The organism is Nitrosospira sp. Nsp11 (assembly GCF_900142705.1).
Lineage (GTDB): Bacteria > Pseudomonadota > Gammaproteobacteria > Burkholderiales > Nitrosomonadaceae > Nitrosospira.
This window is the reverse complement of record NZ_FRBV01000004.1, coordinates 122,240-135,068: the sequence shown is the minus strand read 5'-3', so window position 1 is coordinate 135,068 and position 12,829 is coordinate 122,240. Positions and strand designations below refer to the sequence as shown.

Below are 12,829 nucleotides of genomic sequence, written 5' to 3'. Positions count from 1 at the left end.
GGAGCAAACTACCTTATTGGCAAACGTCGCAAGAATGGGTGTTACTTCATTTCCATAGAAAACAAACCCCGTCATCATGACGGGGTTGTCCGACACAGCTAAACCAGGTTAAGCCTTGTTTTGCGATGCGCAGCGAAACCAAGCAGGCACAGGCCAGCTAGCATCAAGGCGTATGATGATGGCTCCGGCACAGCAGCCGCCATGGTCGGTTCGGCAAAGACGAAATCGTCGGTGACGGCAAGATCAGTATTACCACTGAGGTTTTCCGGACCAAACGACTGGAAGCTGGTACCGTCGAAGTTGAACAGGGTATTGGTTCCGACGGTCAAATTGACATCAGTCACAACAGGGTTATCGAACAGCACGCCGAGAAATTGGGGTTCGCCGCTTGCGCCGGTGGGCACTGCGAATGTACCGAGGCTGACCTCGTGTCCGCCGGCATCATGACCGAAGTATTCAATGCTGCTGCTTCCGGCTTTTTCCACATCGATAAAAATTGCACCGAAACCACGTGTGCCTGCCGCCGTTGCCGTGCCGGGAATGGTAAAGCTTTGACCGATGAAGCGATCGTCGAACTGGTACGGTGTCTGATCCTGCATGACGAAGGTATTGTTGGGGCTAAAAGCGGGGAATTGTCCGGCGGTGCCCGGGTTAACGCTGGCAAAACCGTCACCGCTCACTGCATAGGGGTCTTCGAATAATGCCCCCTGCGCCCGAAAACGGTCGACGGGGATGACGACCGTATGGCCGGAGTCCACCACCTGCGTATTCGGATTTGCGTCGGTGCCATCAAGTTTGACACCATCCCAGCTGATTTCACGGCGTCCACTCGCTTCAGGCCCAGCGGTATTCTTGGCCCCGCCAATCGCGGCGCGGAAAGCGTCGAGGGCAGTGGTGGCGTCAGCGCCAGATCCGCTGTAGACCACAGGCGGCGCGGACAATGCGGACGGAATGTAAAGACTGGCAGTAGCAGCCATTGCTCCGGCAATCATCTTGATTGAGCGCATGATAAATCTCCTTTTCCCTAAGAAGCTGTTTATGAATATTTCCACGAAAAAAGCGCCGAACTTTTCCAGAGCTTTTTACAGGTATAGCACTCTATACTCTGAAAGCAAGAGACATTGACACATGGTTTGGAAGAAATCTTTCTGGATTATTCGCCCTTTATCATTCGGGCACGTTGCCACCGTTGCGTTGTTCCTTTTGTGCACCGGCTGCGTTCATACCGTTCCATTCACGGATGCGAAGAATCACATCATTCCCGGCAGCATTGCAACCATGGAAACTGTAACCATCGGCGGCATATCTAAAAGCATCTGGTTTCGTGGCGTCACCCAGTCCAATCCAGCGCTGATTCTCCTGCATTAATAGCATTGCAACAGCGATCCCTTAAGCTACATTACGTTAATGCGCCCCTGAATAGCGTCACGGTGTAGATTTAATGTACGGATCAAGCAACCGGCCGAATCCACGAAGTTGCACAGGGTCAACAGGTACTTTTTCAATAAAGGAAAAATCATGCCCTATTATGATCAGAGCAAACGCGACAAATCCGAAGGTCCCCCGTCCGTAAGCGAAACCGAAAATCTGATGGCTACCACGACTTTGCGCCAAAGCGCCACTTCGCCCGCTCACAGAAGCGCTGGCCCAAGCGCCATCCAGACCCAATGCCAGAGCGAACACGACCGCGAAGTCCCGGAGGTTGACCTGCTATCGCCGTTGACCATTCGCAGCGTCACTTTCCGCAACCGGATCGCAATGTCACCCATGTGCATGTATTCGGCGCAGGATGGTTTTGCCAATGATTTCCATCTGGTTCACCTTGGCAGTCGGGCGATAGGCGGTGTAGGGCTTGTAATGGTGGAGGCCACGGCAGTTACCGCCGAGGGACGCATTTCGCCGGGTGATATGGGAATCTGGAAAGATGATCATATTGAACCATTGGCCCGGATCGCGAGATTCGTTGAGGCACAAGGCGCGGTTTCCGGTATACAGCTCGCTCATGCCGGGCGCAAGGCGAGTTGCAATGCCCCGTGGACTGGTGGAAACAGCCTGAAAACAGCCGCTGAAGGTGGTTGGCCGGTTATCGGTCCCAGCCCCCTGCCCTTCGATGCAGGAGACCCGGTTCCAGCATCCATGTCTGAAGCGGATATCGAGCATTGCATCGATGCATGGGAATCAGCCGCGCGACGTGCGCTCCAGGCAGGCTTCAAAGTGATCGAGTTGCACGCCGCTCACGGTTACCTGATGCATGAATTTCTGTCGCCGATCAGCAACCACCGCACGGATGAATATGGCGGCAGTCTGGAAAACCGCATGCGGCTACTGCTGCGGGTCGCGGGACGACTGCGCGAAGTTATCCCTCAGGAGCTGCCTTTTTTCGTACGCATCTCGGCAACCGACTGGGCGGATGGAGGCTGGGATATCGATCAATCCGTCGTTCTCTGCAGAGAACTCAAGGCGCTGGGGGCGGATCTAATTGACGTCTCCTCCGGTGGAACGACGCCCGATGCGACGATTCCTGTCGCCAGAGGCTACCAGGTTCCATTTGCCGGCCGCATCCGCGCCGGGGCGGAAATCCGAACGGGTGGCGTGGGCCTGATTACCGACTCGCAATACGCAGATGAAATCATTACCAGCGGCCAGGCGGATCTCGTCTTTATCGGGCGGGAATTGCTGCGGGAACCGTACTGGGCTCTCAAGGCGCAACATGCAATGGGGGTGGAGCCTGCCTGGCCGACCCCCTACGGCTATGCTGTCAAGCGGCGCGCGAAATAAGCAGAGTGTTGCAAATCAAGAACCATTTGATAAAGTTGGGCTCGGTTGGAAGGATGGCCCAGTCATCCCGACCCACACGGCAGCCCAAAAGGATTCCGGCAATAAAACCAGTTAATCATCCGGAGGAAACAGCATGGACGAAAATACAAAACCGCGCTTGGTCGGCATCAACCATATCGCGCTCGAAGTCGGAAATATCGATGAAGCGCTCGCCTTCTATGGCCGCATCTTCACTTTCGAATTGCGCGGCCGCGGCCAGAAATCAGCTTTCATCGACATGGGTGATCAATTCATCGCATTAACCGAAGGTCGAACCCAGGGTGCGGACGACGACAGGCATTTCGGTCTCGTGGTCGATGATCGGTCCCGAGTGCGTGAACTGGCAAAAGCGGCAGGCGCAAAAATTCTGGAAGGCGGCTTCCTGGACTTTCTCGACCCGTGGGGCAATCGCATCCAGGTGGTCGAATACCGTGACCTGCAATTCACGAAGACGCCGGCGGTGCTGAAGTTCATGGGGCTGAACCTGGATAAAAGCGAAGAAGCGAAAGCGGAGCTGCGCAAAAAAGGAATCGAACCGTAAGAGAAGGAATCGAACCGCAAGAGCCATGCAGAGGTTAGCGAGCATCGGGATTCCCTTCGCCGACAGACAAGTGAACAGGGTTCGCCGCAGGGGCTATGTGCGAAAACGTACAGAGACATCGATAATTAAAATCTAGTCTCTATCTAGTCTCTGCACTTTTTAAGCCGAAGCAAACTTTGCATTTAACTTCGAGGCAAGGATCAGGGGAGGTGTGTAATGAGCATTTGTAATATGCCGGGATTTACCGCTGAAGCGAGTGTCTACAGCTCTGGCCATCGCAACCCGATCAGAGCTGATGGGGTAAGTAAGCCATTCAATATCGTTGAAGCCGCGCAAAATCGGACTGCTCCAATGCGGGTGGAGATGTCTGCGCGTAGACCAGAAATTTCGGTTGCCGATTTTCACTTCCAGACCGCGTGGCTCGAGTGCTTCTGTTCGACAACAGAAGGTTGGTGTTCTTGTATGCCAAGGCGGGACGTTATCACTGCCTGAATCAAAACGCGACAAGTGCCTTCCGTCGGTTTTCTATTTCATCGATCTCTCATTGCCGGTCCTGCTCTCCATTTCCTCAATCACGATGCGCTAATAAGCAATGTGAGAGACTAACCCCTCCCTTGTCATTTGCTGAGGGCAAATATTTTCCATAGCTATATTCGAAAGGTGCGATACCGCGCCAGCCAAGACAACCCACACCTGCAATTCATCGAGCTCGCAAAAACAGATGGGCGGGTAAACGGGACGCTCCGCATGCAGCAATTTGCTCGGTTTAATTTAACTGGCCGAACTACTTTCCCCGTTTTTGAAGTCAGCCGCTGTCATGGACTCTCACAGTAAACAGGAATGAGTCGCAAATCCCACCCTGCCGGCACTTTCCGCCAACCGATCAACGCAGGTGACATAATCTTCATCGATGAAAAAGCGGGCTTGACGATTGCCGCAGCGTTGTCTAATGTGAAGGGCGTACCAGGCAGCATAAGATGGACGTGCTTCATCGTAGGGCGCATGGCTCCAGTGCTGAAATTAATTAGAATCGATTTCCGCCACCCCTAGCTCGATCGAGACAACTGAATTAATTCGCCGGCGGAAATCTTAATTTGTATCTTTCCATCATTTCATCGCCATATCAAACCGGAATCAGACTTGGCTGAACAAATAACGCAGTTTTGCATGAACTAATTCTCAAGGTGAAATTAAACGTAGAGAAGCGAACCAAAGGAGGCATCCGATGGCGAGTACAGGCAAGACAAAAAAAAGAACGACCTTGGCGTATGCGAGAAATCTGCTTGCCACACCGCTAGCTGGAGTGGCCACGATTCTATATGTTATGTGGCAATTGGTGGTGGAGCAGCAACTTTTCCTGCACACATTTCTTATTGAGCGAATAGGCAAACGCGGGGTAGCGAAACTGCCCCTGGGATACGGCAATGTGCTGGCGCTGAAAAGCATCATGTTGTGTCAGCACCTATCCCATAATCCCGACTTGTTGCGAGACGTTCGTCGGCGCAGGGAGCAGCGGATACTACGGCGATTGCAAAACTACGGCGTACCGCGCAAGCAAGTTCTGGCAATTTCCGAGTATGGGCCTGGTGAGATTGATCCGCAACGATTTTACCGCGAGCACGTCAAACGATCCATTCCCTGCGTGCTGCGCGGATTTGTGGAAAATGCCTCCGAAGACTGGACACTTACAAGGCTCGCGGAACGATTTCCGAACACGGTGGTGCAGGCTTTGGACAAGGGTACCAAGAAGATGGTCAATACCTCCCTGCGCCGGATCGCCGAGGATCGCCGCCGCAATTTCATCCCGCAACAATTGCTGCTCGACCAAAACCCGACTTTTTACGAATATTTTGGCATCCCGCGGTCACACGGATATTTTCCTGTCATGGGGCGGCCGTCGAAACCCGTTCTGAGTTTTCTGATTCTGGGCTTGGGAGCGGGTTTGAATGCGAACTACCACTGCGAGGAAGGTCCCAATTGGTATCTGGCCGTATCCGGGTCCAAACATTGGACGCTGATCGAGTCTGAATACTCCTGGCTGTTGTACCCGGCGGCGCGTGGAAACGGCATGCGGCGGTTTGCAGAGTTCAACGCCGATGAGAATGGCGAACCGAGTGATCGTGATGCTTATGCACTGACAGAATATGCGCCGCGCTATGAATTCGACCTGCACCCAGGTGATGTTTTGTTTTTCCCCGCATGGATGTGGCACAAGACAATCAACCTCGATGAAGAGGGCCTGGGCATTACCTGTCGATATACCGCACCAACGGAGGTCTCGAACCGGTATTTCCGCGGCCTGCAACTCCTTTCGGGTGGTTTCTGGAAAAGCTGCATCGAAGTCATCAGCTGCAGCATACGCGGCAATATTGCCGATCTCGCCGCCGACACCGCCCATAACGAGCAGGAAACCACGTTATACTGAGAAAATCCGCCTCCGATATAAGAATAGGACGACCTCGGTTGAATTGTTTTCAGAAGTCGTTCTGACAAGGGAATATTTCCCACAAACTGAAGGTGTTCGGACATGCCGCCGCATCGATACCTGTCGTTCACGTAACGGTCTTACAGGATTTCGATATATTACAGATGGAAGCGAGCGTTGTTTATTCGTTTGCGCTTGGGCTCCATTCAAGATTCCCAACCGTATCGAATACGGTAGTCGCGTCTTCCGCAAAGCTGCTCTCAAATTAATCGAGTCTCAAATAAATTAATCCTCCAACAAATTAATCGAGCCCGATCCGACCGATTATGCCAACAATCCGCAGTTACGCGTTTTGGGGAAACTGGACACTGCGCCACCCTTTTACCGTACTGTCAATGATAATCATGTTCGGTATTTTGGCCGGACACTACGCAGCCGATCATTTGCGCATCGATACCGATACCAGCAAGCTGATCGCGCCCGATGCGCCTTTTCAGCAATATCGCCGCCTGTCCGAGCAAGCTTTTTCCCAGGATTTGAGCACTTTGTTGCTGGTGGTCGAGTCGGACACGCCTGAACTGACCAAGTCCGCGAGTAGAAGACTGCTGGGCCTGCTCAGCAATAACAGGGATCACTTCCATTCCGCCTATATTCCCGATGACAACGTATTTTTCCGCCAGAACGGCCTGCTTTATCTGGATACGGACGAGTTGCAGGCGCTATCCAACAACCTGTCGATCGCCCAGCCGTTTATCGGCAGAATTGCCCAGGAACCCGATCTCGCCGGCTTTTTTTCTATTTTTGAGGATGCCCTCAAGGCTACAGATAAGGAGGCAGCAGACAAGGCCCAGGTTGTACCTGTCGACTTAGCCTCGCTGGCCGACAAAATAGCATCTGTTTTGCATAAAACGATCAATGGGGAAAAAGCTTTGCTCTCCTGGGAATCATTGATTGCCGAGAAGAGAAGGCATTCCAACAAGGCGTTCATTATTGTCTCACCCAAGCTCGATCACTCGCATATCCGTCCTGCCGAAAGCGCGATCGAGGCTATCCGCAAAGCCGCTGCCGATATCCAGGATCCCGGTCTGCCGGTTGTCAAGGTCTGGGTGACGGGCGAAGTCGGGCTGGAGGATGATGAGCTTGCAGGCATCAGTACCGGCACCTTTACCGCCAGTGTTTTCTCCGTTGTCCTGGTGTTATTTATTTTACTGGTTGCCTACCGGTCCATTTTGCTTACGGTAGCCACCTTGCTGACCCTGACCTTGGGCATGGTTTTCTGCGGCGCATTCGCAGCCATTGCCGTTACAGAACTAAACCTGATTTCAATCGCTTTTGCAGTATCCAATATCGGCCTGGGCGTGGAATATGCGATTCATTTTTGCTTACGCTATCGAGATAATTTGAACGATGACGTCGATAAAGAGCAAGCGCTACGCGATACCTTCATGACCGTTGGACCTTCGCTGCTGCTGGCCGCCGGCACGACATCCATCGGGCTTTATGCCTTTATGCCCACCGATTACAAAGGCGTCGCCGAGCTTGGCTTGCTGGCAGGGACCAGTCTATTTATTTGCCTGCTGATCACTTTGGTTACCTTGCCGGCGCTGTTAAAAATCCTGCCGGCACCGGGAAAGTTCAGGCCGAAGGAAAATCGGCATCTGGTCTCGGATCTGTCAAAGAAACTGGCAGCTTTACCGATCCGTTACGCCAAGCCAATCTCGGTCGCCACCCTCGTTGTGGCGCTGATTTCAATCGTGCTGGCGCTTAATGTGAAAACCGATTTTAATCCGATCGACCTTCGCGACCCCGGTACCGAATCAGTTATCGCGTTCAAAAAATTAATGGAAGACGAAGAAACCACGCCACTGACGCTGGATGTCCTGGCCAAGGATGGAAATAGCGCCAAAACCCTGCAGCAAAAGCTGTCGACATTAGCTTCAGTTGGTAAAACCATCAGCCTTTTTGACCTTCAACCCACAGACCAGGATGAAAAACTGTTCTTGATTGAAGACCTCGGGCTGATGCTGGGGCCGCAAGTGCAGCATTTCCCCCAACTAAAAACCGATGTCGATCCGGCTCCCGGCCTCACTCACTTGGTAGAAACCATCGATAAACTGCTACCGCAAAAAACCAACGTCCAGGATCGCGCGTCATTAACGCGCCTTAAAAAGGAATTGCAGGAAATTTTGGTCCAGCTTGACGAAGGGCAACAGCCTAGCCGGGCAATTTTCATTGAAAAAATCCAGACCGCGTTGCTCAGCACATTACCGCAGGTCATGAAAGAGCTATCAGCCAGTCTGGAAGCCAGAAAAATCAGCCTGGACGATCTGCCTTCCGATATCCGGAACCGATGGCTGAGCAAGGATGGTCTGTACCGTGTCCAGATTTTTCCTAAAAAAGACCTGAATGATCTGACCAATCTGAAGGAATTTATTACCGAGGTGCAATCGGTCGCACCGGAGACAACCGGCCTGCCGATCATATACTGGGAATCCATGAAGGTGGTGGTCGATGCTTTTCAAGAGGCTATCGTGATTGCCCTGGTCGCCATCACGCTTGTTTTGCTCGCCATCCGGCGCAGTGTTATCGATACCATCCTGATCATGGCAACGCTCATACTGGCCGGGCTCTTTACCATGGCAAGCGCTGTTCTCACCCACACTCCCATTAACTTTGCCAACATCATCGCCCTGCCGCTGTTATTGGGACTGGGGGTCGATAACGGCATCCACATGCTCGCAAGGCTGCGCCATTCGCTTTCTGATTTCGAAGAGCAAAATATCTATCAGTCCAGCACCGCCAGGGCCATATTTTATGGGGCCCTGACCACTTCCTCCAGCTTTGGCGGATTGGCTTTCTCGCCGCATGCCGGCATCTCCAGCATGGGTTTGATCATTACCATAGGCATATTCTGGATCATGGTCTGTACATTTATTATCCTCCCTGCCCTGAGTAAACTCGTGTTAACACACAAGGAAGGCAACTGACCTCGGTTGGCGGGATAAAAAATATAGAACCACCCTTTGATTGCCTGGGCAACGCGGAACCCGCCCTGTCATGGATTGCAAAGACGGCAGCCTTGCTGCATTGGGACGCCTTCCTGCTCTATCGGTGTTGCCAGGAAAAACCAACCCGTCCCTAAACAGGCGCGGGTGAATTCGTCCAGCAAGCGTGAACGGTATTCGGTGATCTTTCTGGCACGCTTGCTTCTGCAACAACCGGCCTTTCGATTATTGCCAGCCAAATCTGGCAATCACTTACAACAATCACTCCTTATATCAAAAGCTTATTGTGTGCCTGAATTTGTCGGAATTAGCTCAGGCCCTGCTCGCTTCTTTCCCCTTTTAACCTCTTGCACCCGCCGCATGATCGTCTGGGTTATGACTGATGACGCCGGTCACCGTCCTGCTCCTGTTCCGTATGTTCCTCCTCGGCCTGCTGCATATTGCCATCTCTCAACGGAACAACCCCTCAAAAACCTCATGCTTCGCCGGCCATTTTTTAAAAGAAATTTTTGAGAACGCAGTTGCTCAAAAGGCATCCTCACATTAAAATCACAAAAACTTCACAGTTTCTTCACAGATGTGATTCTTTCTTCACAAGTGTGATTCTTTCGATATCGGGTTTGAACGGAAAAATAGAGGAGAGGAATGAAAACAGGAAAAGTTATTGCCCTTTTATATGTCCCGGGCATGGCGGCAGCGCTACTCGTGGCAGTACTGTTTTCATCCGCAGTATCTGCGGCAGATGCTGATGCGGAAATCCAGAGTGCTGTTACCCTGGATGATTATGAAACCAAGGCAAAGTTTCACGAAGATGCAGCCAGAGAAATGCAAGCCAAGGCTCAGGAACAAAAACGGCTGCTGGAACATTATGAGGATAAAAGCTACCTCTACGGTGGAAAAGCCCAGGATCTACAGGGATATGCCCATGCGATGGCCCGCAAATATAATAACGACGCAAAAAAACATGCAAGACAAGCTGAATTACATCGGCAAAGGGCCATACAACTTGCAACTTTGAATGCCTCCCAACCGCAGAGGCCGAGCAGTGTTGAAGCCCGGGCCAAATCAGTTTCCATCCCGGAGTCTTACCGCACCTCAGGCAGCCAATAATTCTTTGTTTTAAAAGGAAAGTTAAGTTTGTTGGGGTTTAAGCATAGCTCCCCATACTAGATACATCACACGTACTTGTGCCTTCGGCGATGTAAATGAGATGCGGCTCCACAAAAAACGCAGGTTTTCATGGTGGAGCATTTGGCACAGTCGATGCAACGTATTTAATGAAGGGGCAGGATGAAATTTCCCTCCGAACCAGGAGACCCTTGGTGGTGAGTCTTAATACGTAAGCACAGTTAGCCTTTCAGCTTCGCAAACGCAGCAGCCATTGCGGTATTAACCACGGGCTCCCGTTTTTGTAGCTGTTTTTGCTTCTGTTGTTGAGGCCGGGATAAATACTCCTTCCCCTCACGCTGTTCAGGTTTATCAGCGCCTTGCCCGCGTTGCAACGGAACCTCCTTCAAGCGCATGGTAAGCGCAATCCGCTTGCGCTTTTCATCTATCTCCACCACCTTGACCTTGACGACCTGCCCTACCTTGACCACGGTATGAGGGTCTTTCACGAATTTGTCGGCAAGTGCGGAAATATGCACCAACCCGTCCTGATGCACGCCAACGTCGACGAACGCCCCGAACGCGGCGACATTGGTCACCACGCCCTCCAGGATCATGTCCGGGCGCAGGTCCTTCATTTCGTTCACGCCCTCCTTGAATGTCGCGGTAGTAAACTCCGGGCGGGGGTCGCGGCCCGGCTTTTCAAGCTCACCCAGAATATCGCTGATCGTGGGTATGCCGTATTTCTCATCCGTATACCTGGCCGGATTCAATGACTTCAGCAGTTCGCCATTACCGATGAGCGACTTGATATCCTGCTTGAGGTCGGCGATGATCTTTTCCACGAGCGGATATGCCTCGGGATGCACGGCGGAGGCATCGAGCGGATTATCGCCGTTCATGATGCGGAGAAAACCTGCCGCCTGTTCAAAGGTTTTGTCACCCAGGCGCGGCACCTTGCGCAAAGCCCCGCGCGAGGTGAACACGCCTTGCATGTCCCGATACGCGACAATGCTTTGCGCCACGGTGCTGTTAAGTCCGGAGACCCTTTCCAGAAGAAGCGATGAGGCCGTGTTGACATCCACGCCAACCGCGTTGACGCAGTCTTCGACCACCGCGTCGAGGGAGCGCGCCAGTTGGGTTTGTGCAACATCGTGCTGGTATTGGCCGACACCGATGGATTTGGGATCGACCTTTACCAATTCGGCCAAGGGGTCCTGCAAACGGCGGGCAATGGATACCGCACCGCGCAACGATACGTCCATGCCGGGCAATTCGCGCGAGGCGAATTCCGAAGCGGAATAGACGGATGCACCCGCTTCCGACACGACGATGGAGGTCAATTTGAGTTCCGGGCGCAGCTTGATCAGGTCTCTTGCCAGCTTGTCGGTTTCACGCGATGCCGTGCCGTTGCCAATGGAAATCAACGATACCTGGTATTTTTCAGCCAGCTTTTCCAGCACTTGAAGCGATCCCTCCCAATCGTTTCTGGGCTGGTGCGGATAAATAACGGCGGTATCCATGACCTTGCCGGTCGCATCCACTACCGCGACCTTTACCCCTGTACGCACGCCGGGGTCGAGGCCCATCGTGACACGTGGCCCGGCAGGCGCAGCCAGTAGCAGCGCTTTCAGATTACGCGCAAAGACGTCTATCGCCTCGGCTTCGGCGCGCTTGCGCAGCGCGCCCATCAGTTCGGTTTCAAGATGGAGAAAACTTTTCACCCGCCAGGTCCAGCGTACCGTATCGCTCAGCCATGCGTCAGCCGCTCGATTCTGGTTCTTGATACCAAAATGCATGGCAATGCGGGCTTCGCAGGGGTTATGCGGCGCATCCCATTTCGGCCTTTCTGCTTCAAAATCCAGCCGCAAGGCAACATGCAGGATTTCTTCGCGGCGGCCACGGAACATAGCCAGGGCGCGATGCGAGGGAATCGTGTTGATCGCTTCGGAATAGTCGAAATAATCGGCGTATTTGGCGCCCGCCTCTTCCTTTCCCTTGACGATTCGTGACTCGACCATGCCATGCGCCAGCAGATATTCCCGCAGCCACTGGAGCAGCACTGCGTCTTCGGCAAACCGCTCCATGAGGATTTGCCGTGCGCCCTCGAGTGCTGCCTTGGTATCTTCCACACCGGGATTATCGCCTTGCTCTGTGGCGAAAGCGGGCTTCAGGTATTTTCCGGCCTCTTCCTCGGGTTGCAGCATCGGGTTGGTCAACAATGCATCCGCCAGCGGTTCAAGCCCCGCCTCCAGCGCGATCTGCGCCTTGGTGCGGCGCTTCTTCCGGAAAGGCAGATAAAGATCTTCCAGCCGCGTCTTGTCTTCCGCCTGCAGGATTGACGCCAGCAGGGTCGGGGTCATCTTGCCCTGCTCTTCAATGGCTGCAACGATAGTAGCGCGCCTGTCTTCCAGCTCGCGGAGGTAACCCAGCCGCTCTTCCAGCAGCCGCAACTGGGTATCGGTCAGCCCGCCAGTGGCTTCCTTGCGATATCGTGAAATAAATGGAACCGTCGCGCCTTCGTCCAGAAGGGCGATAGCAGCGGCAATCTGAGGTGGCTTGGCGACAAGTTCAAGAGACAGGCGTTGTTCGATGGATGGCAGCATAGCGGCGAAGCATACCACGCCTCTGCCGGATGGGACTACCTGGCTGTCGATTCCCACGCCGGTATTATGGGCACGTTCTGTCGGAGCCAAGGGGAAAACAACGTGGTTGGGTTATGCTCGACAACAAAACCGAGAATGGCTCAAGCTATATTGACGCGATTCCGCTCGGGTAACATCACTTCTGTAGGATGGGTGGAGCAAAGGGTAACCCATCATTCGTTTTGTTAATGTGTGCATGCTGATGGGTTGCGCTTTGCTCCACCCATCCTACTAGACTGGCTAGACTGGCAGGTAAAGCAGCCGGGGCTGGTCTGGTTGTCGAAAGTCA

General features: G+C 53.1%; 9 protein-coding genes. 7 read left to right on the top strand and 2 right to left on the bottom strand.

Annotated features, from left to right (window positions below):
- Window positions 1-98: 98 nt before the first annotated feature.
- Entirely contained in the window at window positions 99-1,007 is a 909-nt protein-coding gene (locus tag BUA28_RS07155) for a PEP-CTERM sorting domain-containing protein (RefSeq protein ID WP_072767429.1), read from the bottom strand.
- Between the two features lie 121 nt (window positions 1,008-1,128).
- Between BUA28_RS07155 and BUA28_RS07150 the strand changes: the two genes are divergently transcribed.
- The 7 genes from BUA28_RS07150 to BUA28_RS07120 all read left to right on the top strand — a co-directional run bounded on the left by BUA28_RS07150 (window position 1,129) and on the right by BUA28_RS07120 (window position 9,898).
- Window positions 1,129-1,368, top strand: coding sequence for a hypothetical protein (locus BUA28_RS07150; RefSeq protein WP_072767428.1), 240 nt, complete (start codon window positions 1,129-1,131; stop codon window positions 1,366-1,368).
- A 150-nt stretch (window positions 1,369-1,518) separates the two neighbouring features.
- Window positions 1,519-2,778 (top strand): NADH:flavin oxidoreductase/NADH oxidase, encoded by a 1,260-nt coding sequence (locus tag BUA28_RS07145; protein ID WP_256598258.1) that lies wholly within the window; start codon window positions 1,519-1,521, stop codon window positions 2,776-2,778.
- Between the two features lie 133 nt (window positions 2,779-2,911).
- Window positions 2,912-3,358 (top strand): VOC family protein, encoded by a 447-nt coding sequence (locus BUA28_RS07140; protein ID WP_072767427.1) that lies wholly within the window; start codon window positions 2,912-2,914, stop codon window positions 3,356-3,358.
- A gap of 840 nt (window positions 3,359-4,198) precedes the next feature.
- Entirely contained in the window at window positions 4,199-4,408 is a 210-nt protein-coding gene (locus BUA28_RS07135; protein WP_072767426.1) for a hypothetical protein, read from the top strand.
- 175 nt (window positions 4,409-4,583) lie between these two features.
- A complete protein-coding gene (locus BUA28_RS07130; RefSeq protein ID WP_072767425.1) occupies window positions 4,584-5,783 on the top strand; it encodes a cupin-like domain-containing protein in 1,200 nt (399 codons plus the stop codon).
- Window positions 5,784-6,109: 326 nt separating this feature from the next.
- Window positions 6,110-8,770 carry an MMPL family transporter gene (locus BUA28_RS07125; protein ID WP_072767424.1) on the top strand — a complete coding sequence of 887 codons (2,661 nt, stop codon included), beginning with the start codon at window positions 6,110-6,112 and terminating at the stop codon, window positions 8,768-8,770.
- 663 nt (window positions 8,771-9,433) lie between these two features.
- A complete protein-coding gene (locus BUA28_RS07120) occupies window positions 9,434-9,898 on the top strand; it encodes a hypothetical protein (protein ID WP_072767423.1) in 465 nt (154 codons plus the stop codon).
- A 239-nt stretch (window positions 9,899-10,137) separates the two neighbouring features.
- On the opposite strand, the gene BUA28_RS07115 is transcribed toward BUA28_RS07120, so the two are convergent.
- Complete coding sequence (locus BUA28_RS07115; protein ID WP_072767422.1) at window positions 10,138-12,501, bottom strand: Tex family protein; 2,364 nt, start codon at window positions 12,499-12,501, stop codon at window positions 10,138-10,140.
- Between the last annotated feature and the right edge of the window lie 328 nt (window positions 12,502-12,829).